The sequence below is a fragment of the Paracoccus nototheniae genome (assembly GCF_004335005.1).
Classification (GTDB): Bacteria; Pseudomonadota; Alphaproteobacteria; order Rhodobacterales; family Rhodobacteraceae; genus Paracoccus; species Paracoccus nototheniae.
Window position 1 is genome coordinate 36190 of sequence record NZ_RQRT01000010.1, and the last position, 15955, is coordinate 52144.

Consider the following 15955-nt stretch of genomic DNA (forward strand, 5'->3'; position numbering starts at 1 on the left):
TGGGGTCACATGGCCGCCAGCTGATCCAGTGCCGCGCGCAGGCGGGCGATATCATCCTCCAGCGCCGCCAGCTTGGCTTGGGTTTCCTCGATCACCTCGGCCTCGGCATTCTGGGCGAATTTGGGGTTCGACAGTCGTTTGCGCAGCCCGTCGGCATCCTTGTCGGCCTTTCCCACCGCCTTGGTCAGCCGCGCCGTCTCGGCCGCCACGTCGATCACATCGCCGATGGGCAGCGCAAAGCTGGCCCCCTGGGCCGAGACCGCGATCATGCCCTTGCCTGCCGTTCCGTCCATGGGCGTGTTCACCCGGGCCAGACGTTCGATCAGGGGCGCATTGGCACTCAGCGCCACGCGGGCCGTGGCATCCGCCTCGGTCACGATCAGATCCAGCTTCGCCCCGGCCGGCACGCCCATCTGGGCACGGGCGGACCGCACCGCTTCGATCAGCGCGATCACCCAGTTCATCTGGCGGTCGGCCTCTGCGTCGATCAGATCGGCGCCCAGCAAAGGCCAGTCGCCATGGATCAGCATCTTGGAGCGGTCGCCGGTCAGCGCCCACAGCTCTTCGGTGACAAAGGGCATGATCGGGTGCAGCATGGCATAGCACTGATCCAGCACCCAGCCCATCGTCGCGCGGGTTTCCTCGGCATCCTCGCCATCGAACAGGGGCTTGGCAAATTCGACATACCAGTCGCAGACCTTGCCCCAGACAAAGGCGTAAAGCCCGCCCGCCGCATCGTTGAAGCGATACCCGGCCAGTGCCTCATCGGTCGCCATCAGCACCCGCGCCGTCTCGCCGATGATCCAGCGGTTCACGGTGTTTTTCGGGTCAGGGCGGGCGCCGCCGCCGCGCACGCCGTTCATCTCGGCAAAGCGGGTGGCGTTCCACAGTTTGGTGACGAAATTGCGGTTCACCTCGACATGCTTCGGCCCCAGCTTGGGATCGCGCCCCATCGCCGCCATCGAGGTCAGCGTGAAGCGCAGCGCATCCGCCCCGAAGTCATCGACCAGCACCAAGGGGTCGATGACATTGCCCTTGGATTTGGACATCTTGGCGCCCTTTTCGTCGCGCACGAGGCCGTGGACATAGACCGTCCGGAACGGCACGTCTTTCGCGACCTCCAGCTGCATCATCATCATCCTGGCCACCCAGAAGAAGATGATGTCAAAGCCGGTGACCAGCACATCGGTGGGGAAGTATTTCTTCAGCTCCTCGGTCGGCTCGGGCCAGCCGAGGGTGCCAAGCGGCCAGAGGCCGGAGGAGAACCATGTATCAAGGACGTCGGGGTCGCGGGTCAGGGTCTTGCCCGGAGCCATGTGTTGCGCCTCGGCCTCGGAAGCGGCGCAATACTGGTTGCCCTCATCATCATACCAAACCGGGATCTGATGCCCCCACCACAGCTGGCGGGAAATGGTCCAGGGCTCGATATTTTCCAGCCAGTTGAAATAGACCTTCTTGTGCTGCTCGGGCAGGATTTCGGTGCGGCCGGACCGGACGGCTTCCAGCGCCGGTTCGACGATGCGTTTCGTGTCCACGAACCACTGGTCGGTCAGCATCGGCTCGATCACCACGCCCGAGCGGTCACCAAAGGGCTGCATGATGGGTTTCGCATCCACGACGGGGCGGCGTTCCAGATGCTCGGCGCCGGTTTCCGGCTCGATCTCGCGGTGCAGATAGGTGACGGCCAGACCCTCGGCGGTGATCGCCTCGACCACGCGCTTGCGGGCGTCGAACCGGTCCAGACCGCGCAGATCGTCGGGCACCAGATTGACCGCAGACACGTCGCCCACATCCTCGCCCTTCGCGGCACGCGAGGCGATGGCGGCGCTTTCCGCATAGGATAGCCCGTCGCTGCGCATCGCGCCCTTGGTGTCCAGCAGCGCATAGAGGGGAATGCCGTTCCGCTGCGCCACGCCATAATCGTTGAAATCATGCGCGCCGGTGATCTTGACCGCACCGGACCCGAAAGTCGGATCGGGGTAGTCGTCGGTGATGATCGGGATCAGGCGGCGGTGTTCCTTGGGGCCGACCGGGATCTCGACCATCTGGCCCACGATGGGGGCATAGCGCGCATCCGAGGGGTGGACCGCCACCGCGCCATCGCCCAGCATCGTCTCGGGGCGGGTGGTGGCGATGCTGATGTAATTGCGGGTCTCGCGCAGGGTCACGCGGCCATCCTCGTCGCGTTCGACGTATTCATAGGTCGCACCGCCTGCCAGCGGGTATTTGAAATGCCACATATGGCCGGGAACCTCGCGGTTCTCGACCTCCAGATCGCTGATCGCGGTTTCGAAATGCGGATCCCAGTTTACCAGTCGCTTGCCGCGATAGATGATGCCCTTGTTATACAGATCCACAAAGACCCGGATCACAGCGTCATGGAAATTCCCCTCTTCCCCCGCAGGGGCGCCGGGGGCGCCGGACATGGTAAAGGCGTTGCGCGACCAGTCGCAGGATGCGCCCAACCGCTTGAGCTGGTTGATGATCGTATCGCCGGATTCCTGTTTCCACGCCCAGATCTTTTCGACAAAGGCGTCGCGCCCGATCTCTCGGCGGCCCGGTTCCTGCCGTTCGGCCATGCGGCGTTCGACGACCATCTGGGTGGCGATGCCCGCATGGTCCTGTCCCGGCTGCCACAGCGTGTCGAACCCCCGCATGCGGTGCCAGCGCACCAGAATATCCTGCAGCGTGTTGTTGAAGGCATGGCCGATATGCAGGCTGCCGGTGACGTTGGGCGGCGGGATCATCACGGTGAACGTCTCGGGCCGCGAGGCATTGGCGCCCGCCGCAAAGGCACCGATGCGTTCCCATTCGGCGCTGATCCGGGCCTCGGCGGCCGTCGCGTCAAAGCTTTTGTCCATCGTCATCGCAATTCCCCTTGGTTGGGGATGGATTACCCAATGCGCGGCGAAAGGCCAAGAGAGGCTGTCAACCGGCCCCCCGGTGCCCGCCCCCCGTCAGGGCAGATCGACGATGGGGGTGAAGCCGCCCCAGAACATGCGGCGCCCGTCAAAGGGCATCTGCGGAAAGTCCTGCCCCGCCATCCCGGCCTCCATCTGCCGCGCAGCCCGATCGCAGGTGGCGCGGTCGGGCCATTCGATGCGGCTGAAGACGGGAACCTCATCGGCCTTCGCCAATGTCGCGCGGTGAAAATCGGTCCTTGATCCGTGGGGGACATCCTCGCCCCAGCATTCCTGCTGGAATGTCGCGCCCATGTCCCGGAACATGTCGGTCGCGCTGCGGGCCATGTCGATATAGGCCTGTTTCGCAGCCCCCGGCACCGCCAGCACAAAGCCCTGAACATAGCGGCCCGGCGCGCTGTGCCCGACCTCGACGATGGGGTCGAAGCCGCCCCACATCATCCGGCTGCCGTCAAAGGGCATTCGGGCCATGGCCGCCATCTCGGGCTCGGCCCCGGCGGCCAGTCGGGCGCCTGCGGCATCGGCGGTGGCGCGGTCGGGCCAGTCGATCCAGCTGAACAGCGGGGTCTCGTCCGGCTGCGCGGCCGTGGCGCGGTAAAAGTCGGTCTGCGTGCCATGGGGCACATCCTGGGCCCAGCCTTCGACCATGCGACTGGCCCCAAGGCGCTGCATCATCGGCCAGCTGGCCTTGGCATGGTCGATATAGGCCTGCCGGTTGGCCGTCGGCACGGCCAGCACGAATCCGGTGATGAAGGTCATGATCCTCTCCCTGTCCTTCTGGTGCGGCAAGCGGGCGCATGGTCCCGCAGGACCGAATGTCTCAGTTGCAGTATGAAAAAGCAACTTATAGTATGAAAACATGACCGAACCAGCCAGATCCCGCCCGCGCTATGATGAAGGCTGCCTTGCCGCCCATGCGCTGAACATGATCGGCGATCGCTGGGCGCTGCTGGTCGTGCGCGAACTGATGCTGGTGCCCAAGCGGTTCCAGATGATCCGCGCGGGCCTGCCCGGCGTGACGGCGGCGGTGCTGACGCAGCGTCTGGCACAGCTGCAGGCGGCGGGGGTGGTCGGCCATGATCCGGCGCTGGGGGCCTATGGGCTGACGGCCTCGGGGCAGGGGCTGATGCCGGTGCTGCAGGCCCTGTGCCGATGGGGCTCGGATCATCCCGGCCATGATCCGCGCCGGTTCATCAGCCCGACGGCGCTGATGATCTCGATGACGGCGATGGTGGACCAGGGCCTGCCCGGTCCCGTCCGCGCGGGGTTCCGAAGCGGGCGCGAGGGGTTCGTGCAGACCCTGACGCGGGGCGCGCTGCAGGTCGCCGCCGATCCCGATCCGCAGGCCCCGTTCGTGATCGAGGGCAGCGGGAATGCGCTGGCGCAGGCCGTCTATGGGCCCTTGCCTCTGGACCGCGTGCCCGGCGTCACGCTGCAGGGCGATGCGACAGCCGCGCAGGCCTATCTGGCCCGGTTCCGCCTGCGCTGAGGCACCCCCCGCATGCGCGCCATTTTGCCGCTTTAACCGAAATGACACAGGTTCCGCCGCAAGATCGGGTGATGCGCGCAAATCACCCCTTTTCAGGGGTGCCATTGAAACCCTAAAGCGCGCATCAGGGTTGAACGATTTATGCCCTTTTCCTGTCTGTGCGAAAGGAACCGCAATGGGACAACAGAAGACCGTCTGGGACAATCCGGCCGAGGTCATCCGACATCTTGCCCCGGAACATCCGGTCATGGTCTTCGCGCCGACGGTGCTGCAGGACCGCGCGCGTCAGTTCATCCAGGGCTTTCCGGGACTGGTGACCTATGCGGTCAAGTCGAACCCGGACGAGGTGGTGATCCAGAACCTCGTCGCCGCCGGGATCGCGGGCTTCGACGTCGCCTCGCCGTTCGAGATCGACCTGATCGGCCGCATGGCGCCGCATGCCGCGCGCCATTACCACAACCCCGTCCGCGCCCGGTCCGAGATCGCGCATGCCGTGGCCCAGGGCATGCGCGCCTGGTCCGTGGACAGCCGGTCGGAACTGGACAAGCTGTTCGATCAGGTGCCGACCCATGTGGATAGCAAGGGGGTCGAGATTTCGCCCCGCTTCAAGCTGCCGGTTCTGGGGGCGGCCTATGATTTCGGCTCCAAGTTCGGCGCGACGCCGGAACTGGCTGCCGAATTGTTGGCCGAGGTCGCGCGGCGCGGTTATGTCCCCTCGCTGACCTTCCATCCGGGCACGCAATGCACCGACCCGATCGCATGGGAAAGCTATATTCGGGTGTCGAAAGACATCTGCGACATGGCGGGCGTCCGGGCCGTGCGCCTGAATGTGGGCGGGGGCTTTCCGTCCCATCGGGTCATCGGGGTCGAGCCTGACCTGACCTCGATCTTTCAGGAAATCGCCGACACCACGACCGAGATGTTCGGGACCGACGCCCCGGCGCTGGTCTGCGAGCCGGGGCGCGGCGTCGTGGCCGATGCCTATGCGCTGATCACCCGCGTCAAGGGCGTGCGTGACGGCAGCCATGTGTTCCTGAACGATGGCGTCTATGGCGGTCTGGCCGAGCTGCCGATCATCGGCAATATCGACCGGATCGAGGTGATGACCCCGCAGGGCCAGCCCCGCCACGGCGATCTGACCGGCCGGGTGATCTTTGGCCCGACCTGCGATTCGGTCGACCGCCTGCCCGGAGAGCTGAGCATGCCCGAGGATCTGGCCGAGGGCGATTTCGTGATCTTTCACGGGGCAGGCGCCTATTCCACGGTCACCAACACCCGCTTCAACGGCTTCGGGGCGATGACCCACGCGACGGTGATGGGGCTGTCCTAACCTTTTGCTCATGCCTCCGTGCTAGCGTGGGGGCATGAGCATTCTGCGACCGCCCACCACCCATGTCGTGCTGATGGACGGCACCTTCGCCTCGCTGGCCGACGGGCGGCGCAGTTCGATCGGACGCATCCACCGGCTGCTGGGCGGTCAGCTGGGGCCGATGCCGCCGGGGCGCATCCGCATCCATTACGGCATGGGCCAGCAATGGACCCGCTGGCGCACGCTGCCCGATCTGGTGATGGGCCGGATTCTGGAAACCACGATCATCGGCGCCTATGCCTGGCTGGCCTCGGATTTCCGGCCCGGCGACCGGATCTTCATGCTGGGCTATTCGCGCGGCGCGTTTGCGGTGCGCAGCCTGGCGGGCATGATCAGCCGGGTGGGACTGCTGCGGTCGGATGCGGCGACCGAACGGCATATCCGGCTGGCCTGGCGCTATTACCACGCGGGTGGCTCGGCGCAGGCGATGGGTGCTTTTCGCCGCAGACGCTGCCATCCTAACGCCCCGATCCGAATGGTCGGCTGTTTCGATACGGTGATGGCGCTTGGCCTGCGGCTGCCGGTGCTGTGGATGCTGACCGAACCGCGCTTTCGTTTCCACGACGCGCATCTGGGCCACGGGATCGAACATGGCTTTCAGGCGCTGGCGCTGGATGAGACCCGCGCCGCCTTCGCGCCGCTTCTGTGGGATGACGATCACGCGGCGGGGCGGATCGAACAGATGTGGTTCCGGGGCGCGCATCCCGATATCGGCGGGCAATTGTCGGGCCGCGAACAGTCCCGTCCGCTGGCCAATATCCCGCTGGTCTGGATGCTGGACCATGCCGCCGGGCTGGATCTGCCGCTGCCGCAGGATTGGCGGGCGCTGTTTCCCTGTGACCCCCACGCCCCCGCCATCGGCAGCTGGCGCCACTGGGGCAAGGCCTTCCTGATCCGCACCCCCCGCATCGCCGGACGCATGATGACCGAGGCGCTGCATCCCACCGTCACCCGTCCCTACAAGGGCCCCGCCCGCCTCACCGGCACGCTTGCAGAGATGGCACCCCGCAACCGCGACACCGCCTCAGCAGACCCCGCCTGAGGCCCATAACCTCTTCTTCACAAAAATATCCTCGGGGGCCGTTCAGCGATTCGCCATCGGTCCGCGGACCGATGGACGTTGGCGGGGGGGGGGGGGGCGAAGCGCCCCCGGCCTTCCGCCCGCCCCTAAGGCCGGGCCATCAGGCCACCGCTTCCAGCCCGCCCGCAGGCCGCACACCCAAGGCCGCGCAGACATCGCGGGTCAGCTCGGGCCGGTTCAGCGTATAGAAATGCAGCTGCCCGACGCCGCCCGCCGTCAGCGCTTCGCACAGATCGACGCTGAGGCTGGTGGCCAGCGCGCGGGTGGCCTCGGGGCCGTCCAGCGCGGCCATCTGGAACGCCTCTTCGGCCCAATCGGGAACTGCAGTGTTGCAGGTCGCGGCGAACCGCTTGGTTCCGGCCCAGCTTTGCACCGGCAGGATGCCGGGAATGATCGGCACGTCGATCCCCGCCGCAGCACATTTGTCGCGGAACCGGAAGAACGTGTCGGCCTCGAAGAAGAACTGGGTGATCGCGCTGGTGGCGCCCGCATCGATCTTGCGCTTCAGCCATGTGACATCGGCATCGGTATCGGCGCTGTCGGGATGGGGTTCGGGATAGGCGCCCACGCGGATGGTCATGTCGCCACGCGCCGCGATCGCCCTGATCAGCTCGACCGAGCTGGCAAACCCTTCGGGATGGGGGGTAAAGCGGTCGGCGCCCTTGGGGGCATCGCCGCGCAGGGCGACGATTTCGCGGATGCCGGCATCGGCATAGGATTGCACGATCTCCATCGTTTCGGCCTTGGTCGCCTCGACGCAGGTCAGATGCGCGGCGACCTGCAGACCGAACTGGCGGTTGATGGTCGTCACTGCCTCGTGGGTCAGCTGCCGCGTGGTGCCGCCCGCGCCATAAGTGACCGACACGAAATCGGGCGCCAGCGGCGCCAGGGCGCGCGCCGTCTCCCACAGCCGGAACGAGGCATCCAGCGTCTTGGGCGGGAAGAACTCGAAGCTGATTCGGGGCGTGCTCATGACAGATCCTTTCGGTTGGCGGGTCTTGTGCCATGGCCGGCGGCGTGAGACAAATTCATAATCCTCAAGTTAAACCTGAGACTGGCTCATCATGCATCTGGAATTGCGCCATCTGCGGACCGTTCACGCCATTCACGAACAGGGCGGTCTGGCCCGTGCCGCCGAGGTTCTGAACATCACCCAATCCGCCCTGTCCCATCAGGTCAAGGCGCTTGAGGAACAGGCCGGGGTCGAGCTGTTCGTCCGCCGCACCAAGCCCATGCGCCTGTCCGCCGCGGGCATGCGCCTGTTGCGGCTGGCCGAACAGGTGCTGCCGCTGGTCGTCGCGACCGAGGCCGAATTCAAGGGCGTCGAGGCCGGGCGCATCGGACGGCTGCATATCGCGATGGAATGCCACGCCTGTTTCGACTGGCTGCTGCCGGTGCTGGACATCTTTCGCCGCGCCTGGCCCGATGTCGATGTGGACATCCGCCAGCGGCTGGCCTTTGGCGCGCTGCCCGCGCTGGTGCGCGAAGAGGTCGATCTGGTGATCTCGTCCGACCCTGAGGATCTGCCGGGCGTCACCTTCCAGCCGCTGTTCGATTACGCCCCCACGCTGGTCGTGCCTGCGGGTCATCCGCTGGTGGCCAAGGGCCATGCCGATCCCGCCGATCTGGTGACCGAGGTGCTGATCACCTATCCGATGGACCGCGCCCGGCTGGATGTGTTCAGCCAGTTCCTGACCCCCGCAGGCATCGAGCCGCTGCGCCAGCGCACGGTGGAACTGACCGCCGTGGCGGTGATGCTGGTCGCATCGGGTCGCGGCGTGGCGGTCATGCCGGATTGGGTCTTGCGGCGCGAGGCTGCCAATCCCGAACTGGCGCTGCTGCCCCTGGGACCGCAGGGGATCCGGCGCAGGCTTTATGCGGCGGTGCGGACGGGCGATCTGGCCCAGCCCTATATGGCGCATGTGCTGCGCCTGTCGCGGACCGAGCCGTTGCGGATGCTGCGAGGCCCCATGACATGACGCCCTGCAACCGGATGGTCCGCGACTTGCCAGACCCGTTCCGACGGGCCGTGGCGTGACGCTTGGCATTCCGGCGCGTCTGCCCTAAGACCCAGCCCAACCCCAAACGCCGGAGCACCCGATGGCAAGCGCCAATCTGAACGTCATGATCAAGGCCGCCCGCAAGGCCGGGCGCGGCCTCGTCAAGGATTTCCGCGAGGTCGAAAATCTGCAGGTCAGCGTCAAGGGCGCCGGCGATTTCGTCACCCGTGCCGACCGCGAGGCCGAGCGGGTGATCAAGGAAGAGCTGATGAACGCGCGCCCCAGCTATGGCTGGCTGGGCGAGGAAACCGGCGAAGAGGCGGGCGAAGACCCCACCCGCCGCTGGATCGTCGATCCCTTGGACGGGACCACGAACTATCTGCACGGGCTGCCGCATTGGGCTGTCTCGATCGCGCTGGAGCATAAGAAGGAAATCGTCGCCGCCGTCATCTTTGACGCCGCCAAGGACGAGATGTTCATTGCCGAAAAAGGCACCGGCGCCTATATGAACGACCAGCGGCTGCGCGTCTCGGGCCGCACCCGGCTGACCGATTCGATCTTTGCCACCGGCATCCCCTTTGCCGGGCGCGGACCCTTGCCTGCCGCCTTGCAGGATCTGGCGCAGCTGATGCCGGTCTGTGCGGGCGTGCGCCGGTTCGGTGCGGCCTCGCTGGATCTGGCCTATGTCGCCTCGGGCCGCTTTGACGGTTATTGGGAACGCGGCAATAAGCCTTGGGACGTGGCCGCAGGCATCCTGATGGTGCGCGAGGCGGGCGGGTTCGTTCACGGCATCCGCGAAAACGACGATCCGCTGGAATCGGGCCGCATCGTCGCCGCCAACCCGACCCTGCTGGAGCCCTTCGCCAAGATCATCCGCGCCCGCGACTGATCCGCCTGCCAAGGGACCGGGCATTCGTGCCACAAAGGCCGGGTTGCACGTCGTGCAACCCGGCCTTGCCTTGACCTGATGACGATCAAGCGCGCAACAGGGGGCATTCGCGAAAGAATGCCCATGCCCGACGACCGATCCGCCCCGCCCCCTTCTGCCGACACCACCCCTTATGCGGGGTCGGTGGCTGCGGCATCCGCCGCACCGCCGGTGCCGCCAGTCACCCCGCGCCCGGCGCGCGACCGCACCGGGCTGGCGATCGCGATGATGTGCGCGGTCAGCCTGATCTTTGCCTTTCAGGATGTCTTTTCACGAATGCTGGGCGGGGCCTATCCGCCGGTTCTGGTGGTGATGATCCGATACTGGATCTTTGCGCTGTTCGTGATCGCGCTTGTCTCTCGCCAGCCGGGCGGGCTGAAACGCGCCATCCGCACCAAACGACCGCTGACCCAGATCGCCCGGGGCGTCATTCTGGCGCTGGAGGTGGTGATCATGGTCGAGGCTTTTGTCCGCCTTGGCCTGATCGAAACCCATGCCGTCTTTTCCGTCTATCCGCTGCTGGTCGCGGCCCTGTCCGGCCCGGTTCTGGGCGAAAGCGTCGGCTGGCGGCGCTGGACGGCGATCGCCATCGGTTTTCTGGGCATTCTGGTGATCCTGAACCCCGGCGGGGGCGTGGTCAGCCTGACCGCGCTGCTGCCCTTTGCCGCAGCCCTGATGTTCGCGCTGTACGGGTTGTTGACGCGGCATGTGTCGCGCGACGATCCGGCGATGGTCAGTTTCTTCTGGACCGGCATCTCGGGCGCCGTCGCGGTCACGCTGATCGGCATCTGGGACTGGCAATGGCTGGCGCCGCTGGATTGGGTCTGGATGATCTGCCTGTGCGTCTGCGGCATGTCCTCGCATTACCTGATGATCCGCAGCTATGAGATGGCCGAGGCGTCGGCCCTGCAACCCTTTGCCTATACCCAGCTGGTCTGGGTCAGTTTTCTGGGCGTGTTCCTGTTCAACGAGACGCTGCGCCCGAATGTCGTGCTGGGCGCGGCGATCATCGTCGCGGCCAGCATCTTCACTCTGTGGCGGCAGCGGCAGAAATCGGCGTGAACCATCCGTCCGGCAAGGGCGGGCCGATAAAGGGTTTGGGGTAGGGCCGCGTCGACAAAGCCAGCGTCAGCCGCGCGGGCGGGGGCGGCACCGCGCCGCCGCCCGACAGATCCCACCGGGTGACGACGGGCGCGGGCTTGCCATGGATGCGGGCGCGATAGATGGGCAGCGCCTCGGCCACGCGCATGACATAGTTGCGGGTCTCGTCAAAGGGGATCAGCTCGACCCAGTCCACCGGGTCGGCGCCCTTGCGCAGATCGCCGAAATCGCCCAGCCAGCGCGCCGGTCGCCCCGGCCCGGCATTGTAGCCCGAGGCGATCAGCGCGATCGACGGGCCGAACCGTTCCGTCAGATCGACCAGATATTGCGACCCGATCCGCGCGTTATAGGCCGCATCGCTGGACAGGCGGCCCAGATCATAGGGGATGCGCAATTGCCGCGTGACCTGTTCCGCCGTGCCGGGCATGACCTGCATCAGCCCCTGCGCGCCCACCGGGCTGCTGGCGGTAAAGTTGAATTCCGATTCCTGCCGGGCGATGGCCATGACCAGTTCGGGGGGCACGCCCAGATCCTCGCGTTCCAGACCGGTCAGCGGGAAATGCGCGACCGGCCAGATGACGCCCTGACTGGCCGATTGCTTGGCCAGACGCAGCCCGTGCCAGGGCGTGCCGGCCTCGTACATCAGGCGCGACATGCGGGCAATGTCCTCGGGCGTCGAGGATTGAGCCAGATGCAGCAGGAACCGCTGCGCGTCGTCCCGCCTGCCGCTGGCGATCAGCCACAGACCGGCACGGAACAGGCCGTTTTCGCGCAGCGCGCTGCCGCGCCAGTCGGGCAGGCTGTCGATGGCCGGATCGGCCACGGCATAATCGGCGGGCAAAGGCGCGCCGGTCTTTTCCATCGCCAACTGCCCGTAATAGGTGCCGGGCAGGTCGGCTGCCGCCTCATAGGCGGCGCTCGCCGCAGCATCGTCGCCAAGCGCCTCATGCGCGCGGCCCTGCCAGTAATGCGCGCGCGAGGTGCTGATCGCCGCCCCCACCACGGTTTCCAGATGCAGGAAATGGTCCAGCGCCCGGCCCGGATCGCCGGTCTTCAGCGCGGCAAAGCCCGCCAGCCATTCCAGATCGGGATAATGCCGGTTGCCGGGGGGCAGGAAATGCGGGCTGGCCAGCCGCAAGGCGCGTGGCCAGTCGCCATTGCGCATGGCCAGCCGTGCGTAATCGACCCGCATCGAGGCCCATTGGCCGGGATCGCGCAATCCCTCGGCGCTGCCCGAGGCCTCCAGCATCAGCGCCTGTGCGCCCTCGTGCTGGCGGGCACCGACGCGCCAGTTGAACCGGTCCATCGTCAGGCCCGGATCGGCGCGCAGGGGTTCCGGCAAGGCCAGAATCAGGTCGTCCACGCCGGCGCGCCCGGCCTGCAGGGCGATGCGGGCGCGTGGCAGGGGGCGCTGATTCTCGGGCAGGCGGGCCAGCAGGCGCTCGGCCCCGGCCCATTCGCCCGCGTCCAGCAGCGCGGTGACACGGGCGGGGATCAGCGCGGCCAGATCGGGATGGGCGGTCAGCAGCGCAGCCTCGTCCGCCGCCGACAGGGGCTGGCGGGAAAAGACGGCGTTGCGCATCGCCGCGGCCTCGGCGGGGGGCAGGACCGCGTTCAGCGCCTCCACCCCGCTGCGGGTGGCGGGCAGACGGTCGGTGAACCACAACCGGATGTCGTCGGGGTCCGCGCCGGGGCGCAGTTTGGCCTCGCCCCGTTCGATCAGCAGATCGAGGCCGGGCCAGTCGGGGTTTTCGCGCAGGAACGCGGCATAGTCGGAAAATTCGCCAAATCCCGCACGCAGGGCGTGCCAGCCGACCAGCGCCTCGGCCAGCGGGCCCGCGCGCAGGGCGGCGTCGCGGGCGGTCACCCAGTCCCGCGCCTCGGTCGCGGCCAGAGCCAGCGCCATCGCGCCCGGATCCTCGGCCCGCGCGGGGAGGGCAAGCGGCAGGGCCAGAAGCCCCGCGATCATCATGTCTCGCAGAAGTCGCATCACCATCCTGTGTCGCCGCCAAAGCGCGGCCATGCAATTCACAACCTTGGCAAGTTCGCCGCCCGAGGATAGGGAAGCCCCAATCGAAAGATCCCAATTCAAGGAGCGTGTCATGTTCAAAGGGTCTCTGCCAGCCCTCGTCACGCCGTTCACACCGGACGGCGAGCTGGATCTGCACACGCTGAAAAAGCTGGTCGAATGGCATATCGATCAGGGCACGCATGGTCTGGTGCCCGTGGGCACGACCGGCGAAAGCCCGACCCTGACCCATGACGAACATCGTCTGGTCATCGAAGAGGTCGTGCGTGCGGTCAATGGCCGCATCCCCGTCATCGCCGGGGCCGGGTCCAATTCCACCCGCGAGGGGATCGGCCTGTTGCAGCACGCGGCCTCGGTCGGGGCGGATGCGGGGCTGGTGGTGACGCCCTATTACAACAAGCCGACGCAGGCCGGGCTGATCGCGCATTACACCGCGTTGACCGATGCCTGCGATCTGCCGATCATCATCTATAACATCCCCGGACGGTCGGTCATCGACATGATGCCCGAGACGATGGGCGTGCTGGCGCGCATCCCCTCGATCATCGGGGTCAAGGACGCGACCGGACGGCTGGAACGGGTCAGCTGCCAGCGCATGACCTGCGGGCCCGATTTCGTGCAGTTGTCGGGCGAGGATGCCACCGCGCTTGGCTTCAACGCCCATGGTGGGGTCGGGTGCATCAGCGTCACCGCCAATGTGGCGCCGCGCCTGTGCGCGCAGTTCCAGGAGGCGACCCTGCGCGGCGATTACGCCGAGGCTTTGGCGTTGCAGGACCGGCTGATGCCGCTGCATCTGGCGATCTTTGTCGAGCCGGGGCTGGTGGGCGCGAAATACGCCATGTCGCGTTTGGGGCTGTGCGACGAGCGCGTACGCCTGCCCCTGACGCCACTGACCGAGCCGACGCGGCATCTGATCGATGCTGCGCTGGAGCATGCTGGCTTGGTGTGATTTGCGTCCCGCGAGGGCGGGGGGCCAGCCCCCCGGACCCCCCGGGATATTTATATGAAGAAGAAATCGTGGCGCTGCCGCTAGGTGAGGCCGAGGCCGGTGCGCATCATCAGGCGGCGCAGGGGGGGCAGGCCGTGCAGGCCGCCCAGGGCTGCGGCGCGCAGGTCGCGCAGTGGGCGCAGGCCGGTCTGGCTGGTGCGGTTCAGAGCGTCGATGCCGATCATGCGGGCCAGCGCCTCGGGGCGGCGGGTGCGGTCATAGCGGGCCAATGAGGCCGCGCTGCCCGGATCGGCGCGGCTGAGATCCAGCAGGGCTGCCAGATCGGCAAGGCTCATGTTCAGGCCCTGCGCGCCGATGGGCGGTAGGACATGCGCGGCCTCGGCGATCAGGGCGGTGCGGGGACCACTGAAGCGGTCGGCGATCTGGCTGATGATCGGCCATTCGCTTAGCGCGGCGGCCGGCGTCAGGTGGCCCAGCACATCGGCCGAGCGGGCGTTCAGGGCGGCGGTGAAGTCCGCGGCGGGCAGGGCGCGCAGGCGGGCGGTCTCGCGGCCGTTTTCCATCCAGACCACGGCAGATGCCGGTTTGCCGTCGCGGTCGGGCAGGGGCACCAGCGTGAAGGGGCCGCCCGAGCGGTGCACCTCGGTCGAGATGTTGTGATGGGGGCGGTCATGGGTGACGGCGAAGGCCAGCGCCTTTTGCCCATAGCGCCATGTGCGGGTGCCGATGCCAAGCGCGCGGCGCACGGGGGAATCCCGCCCGTCGGCGCCGATCAGCAGGCGGGCACGCAGGCGGCGGCCATCGGTCAGGGTAACGATCGCGCCCTCGTCCCTGGCCAGCACCGTGGCGGTGCCGGTGCCGGGCAGAAAGCGGACGGTCTGCAAACCGTCGAGCCGGGCCGAGATCTCGCGCCGCAACAGCCAGTTGGGCAGGTTCCAGCCAAAGGGCTGGTCGCCGATCTCGGCGGCGTCGAAATCGCGGATCAGGCGGGGCTGCGGATCGCGCCCCCCGGCATCGACGATGCGCATGACCTGCAGCGCGGTGGCATGAGGCGCCAGCCTGTCCCACAGCCCGATCCGGTCCAGCAGGGCGACCGACGGCATCAGGAAGGCGGTCGAGCGCAGATCGGCGCCTGCCGCGCTCTCGTCGGTGACGGGCGGGGCGGGATCGACGCAAAGGACCGAGAACCCCTCGGCGCCAAAGGCTGCGGCGGCGATCAGCCCGGCGATCCCTGCGCCCGAGATCAGGATGTCGATATCGTCGATGCGCGTGCCGGTCATGGGACAGCCCTTTTTGCCTGAGGCCTTATCCTGCCCGTCCCGCCGTCCCGGCGAAAGGGGGAACGCTGTCGCAGGCCCCCGTCATGTCAGCGTCAGGACCGCGTCAGGTCGCGCAGAAATCCGGTCAGATCGAAGGTCTGATGATGGACATGCGGCCCCGGCGCCGCCAGGAGCGCATCGGGGCCGTGGCGGCCGGGGCCCACCAGCACGGTGCGCATCCCCAGATCATGGGGGACGACCAGATTGCGGGGGTCATCCTCGAAGAAGGCGGCGCGGCCCGGATCGATTCGGGCCGCCGTCAGGACGCGGTGAAAGGCCTCGGCGCCCGGCTTGGGGTGAAAGCCGGTTTCCTCGATGCCATAGACCGCCTCGAACAGATCGTCGGGCAGGGCACGGGCGGCCAGAACGCGCCGCGCATAGGCGGCATCGCCATTGGTGTGGATGATCCGCCGCCCCGGCAGGGCTGCGATCGCATCCGCCAGATCGGGATCGGGGGTCAGGACCGAAAAGTCGATATCATGCACATCGGCCAGATAGGCTGTCGGATCGATCGCATGGTCGGCCATCAGCCCGGCCAGCGTGGTGCCGTGCAGGCGCCAGTAATCGACCCGCAACCGGTTGGCGTGATCCTGCGCCACGCCAAGGCTGCGCATCATATAGGCTGTCATCCGCGTCTCGATCTGCGCGAAAAGCTGCGCCTCGGGCGGGTAGAGGGTGTTGTCCAGATCAAAGATCCAGACCTGAACGTTCGAAAAATCCATGGCCATGCCATAACCGGGCCGGCGCGCGCTTGCAATTCGCGGCGGCA

At 67.1% G+C, this 15955-nt stretch carries 13 protein-coding genes; 7 read left to right on the top strand and 6 right to left on the bottom strand.

Annotated elements, in window-relative coordinates:
- Nucleotides 1–5: 5 nt before the first annotated feature.
- Both EG885_RS06475 and EG885_RS06480 read right to left on the bottom strand, forming a co-directional pair.
- On the bottom strand, nt 6–2867 hold the full coding sequence (locus tag EG885_RS06475; protein WP_131573664.1) for a valine--tRNA ligase: 2862 nt from the start codon (nt 2865–2867) through the stop codon (nt 6–8).
- A gap of 90 nt (nt 2868–2957) precedes the next feature.
- On the bottom strand, nt 2958–3680 hold the full coding sequence (locus tag EG885_RS06480) for a DUF1428 domain-containing protein (RefSeq protein ID WP_131573665.1): 723 nt from the start codon (nt 3678–3680) through the stop codon (nt 2958–2960).
- 100 nt (nt 3681–3780) lie between these two features.
- On the opposite strand from EG885_RS06480, the gene EG885_RS06485 reads away from it, so the two are divergent.
- The 3 genes from EG885_RS06485 to EG885_RS06495 all read left to right on the top strand — a co-directional run bounded on the left by EG885_RS06485 (nt 3781) and on the right by EG885_RS06495 (nt 6821).
- Complete coding sequence (locus tag EG885_RS06485; protein ID WP_131573666.1) at nt 3781–4410, top strand: winged helix-turn-helix transcriptional regulator; 630 nt, start codon at nt 3781–3783, stop codon at nt 4408–4410.
- Nucleotides 4411–4585: 175 nt separating this feature from the next.
- On the top strand, nt 4586–5740 hold the full coding sequence (locus EG885_RS06490) for a type III PLP-dependent enzyme (protein ID WP_131573667.1): 1155 nt from the start codon (nt 4586–4588) through the stop codon (nt 5738–5740).
- Nucleotides 5741–5774: 34 nt separating this feature from the next.
- Nucleotides 5775–6821, top strand: a complete 1047-nt coding sequence (locus tag EG885_RS06495; RefSeq protein WP_131573668.1) for a DUF2235 domain-containing protein — start codon at nt 5775–5777, stop codon at nt 6819–6821.
- Between the two features lie 139 nt (nt 6822–6960).
- Here the strand turns inward: EG885_RS06495 and metF are convergent, their stop codons facing one another.
- Nucleotides 6961–7833, bottom strand: a complete 873-nt coding sequence (gene metF, locus EG885_RS06500; protein WP_131573669.1) for a methylenetetrahydrofolate reductase [NAD(P)H] — start codon at nt 7831–7833, stop codon at nt 6961–6963.
- A 91-nt stretch (nt 7834–7924) separates the two neighbouring features.
- Between metF and EG885_RS06505 the strand changes: the two genes are divergently transcribed.
- The 3 genes from EG885_RS06505 to EG885_RS06515 all read left to right on the top strand — a co-directional run bounded on the left by EG885_RS06505 (nt 7925) and on the right by EG885_RS06515 (nt 10850).
- Entirely contained in the window at nt 7925–8839 is a 915-nt protein-coding gene (locus tag EG885_RS06505) for a LysR family transcriptional regulator (protein ID WP_131573670.1), read from the top strand.
- A gap of 121 nt (nt 8840–8960) precedes the next feature.
- The gene (locus tag EG885_RS06510; protein ID WP_131573671.1) at nt 8961–9749 is read left to right on the top strand and encodes an inositol monophosphatase family protein; all 789 of its coding nucleotides are present in this window, start codon (nt 8961–8963) and stop codon (nt 9747–9749) included.
- A 123-nt stretch (nt 9750–9872) separates the two neighbouring features.
- Nucleotides 9873–10850 carry a DMT family transporter gene (locus tag EG885_RS06515; protein WP_379105606.1) on the top strand — a complete coding sequence of 326 codons (978 nt, stop codon included), beginning with the start codon at nt 9873–9875 and terminating at the stop codon, nt 10848–10850.
- On the opposite strand, the gene EG885_RS06520 is transcribed toward EG885_RS06515, so the two are convergent.
- The gene (locus EG885_RS06520) at nt 10816–12879 is read right to left on the bottom strand and encodes a lytic transglycosylase domain-containing protein (RefSeq protein ID WP_131573672.1); all 2064 of its coding nucleotides are present in this window, start codon (nt 12877–12879) and stop codon (nt 10816–10818) included. The genes EG885_RS06515 and EG885_RS06520 overlap by 35 nt on opposite strands.
- A 112-nt stretch (nt 12880–12991) precedes the next feature.
- Between EG885_RS06520 and dapA the strand changes: the two genes are divergently transcribed.
- Nucleotides 12992–13867 (top strand): 4-hydroxy-tetrahydrodipicolinate synthase, encoded by an 876-nt coding sequence (gene dapA / locus EG885_RS06525; protein ID WP_131573673.1) that lies wholly within the window; start codon nt 12992–12994, stop codon nt 13865–13867.
- 80 nt (nt 13868–13947) lie between these two features.
- Here dapA and EG885_RS06530 read toward each other — a convergent pair whose 3' ends face one another.
- Entirely contained in the window at nt 13948–15147 is a 1200-nt protein-coding gene (locus tag EG885_RS06530) for a UbiH/UbiF family hydroxylase (RefSeq protein WP_131573674.1), read from the bottom strand.
- Nucleotides 15148–15239: 92 nt separating this feature from the next.
- On the bottom strand, nt 15240–15908 hold the full coding sequence (locus tag EG885_RS06535) for a pyrimidine 5'-nucleotidase (RefSeq protein WP_131573675.1): 669 nt from the start codon (nt 15906–15908) through the stop codon (nt 15240–15242).
- Nucleotides 15909–15955: the final 47 nt, after the last annotated feature.

Coding starts and splice junctions, on each gene's coding strand:
- EG885_RS06475 (WP_131573664.1), bottom strand. CDS start 2,867: ATGACGATGGACAAAAGCTTTGACGCGACGGCCGCCGAGGCCCGGATC.
- EG885_RS06480 (WP_131573665.1), bottom strand. CDS start 3,680: ATGACCTTCATCACCGGATTCGTGCTGGCCGTGCCGACGGCCAACCGG.
- EG885_RS06485 (WP_131573666.1), top strand. CDS start 3,781: ATGACCGAACCAGCCAGATCCCGCCCGCGCTATGATGAAGGCTGCCTT.
- EG885_RS06490 (WP_131573667.1), top strand. CDS start 4,586: ATGGGACAACAGAAGACCGTCTGGGACAATCCGGCCGAGGTCATCCGA.
- EG885_RS06495 (WP_131573668.1), top strand. CDS start 5,775: ATGAGCATTCTGCGACCGCCCACCACCCATGTCGTGCTGATGGACGGC.
- metF (WP_131573669.1), bottom strand. CDS start 7,833: ATGAGCACGCCCCGAATCAGCTTCGAGTTCTTCCCGCCCAAGACGCTG.
- EG885_RS06505 (WP_131573670.1), top strand. CDS start 7,925: ATGCATCTGGAATTGCGCCATCTGCGGACCGTTCACGCCATTCACGAA.
- EG885_RS06510 (WP_131573671.1), top strand. CDS start 8,961: ATGGCAAGCGCCAATCTGAACGTCATGATCAAGGCCGCCCGCAAGGCC.
- EG885_RS06515 (WP_379105606.1), top strand. CDS start 9,873: ATGCCCGACGACCGATCCGCCCCGCCCCCTTCTGCCGACACCACCCCT.
- EG885_RS06520 (WP_131573672.1), bottom strand. CDS start 12,879: ATGCGACTTCTGCGAGACATGATGATCGCGGGGCTTCTGGCCCTGCCG.
- dapA (WP_131573673.1), top strand. CDS start 12,992: ATGTTCAAAGGGTCTCTGCCAGCCCTCGTCACGCCGTTCACACCGGAC.
- EG885_RS06530 (WP_131573674.1), bottom strand. CDS start 15,147: ATGACCGGCACGCGCATCGACGATATCGACATCCTGATCTCGGGCGCA.
- EG885_RS06535 (WP_131573675.1), bottom strand. CDS start 15,908: ATGGATTTTTCGAACGTTCAGGTCTGGATCTTTGATCTGGACAACACC.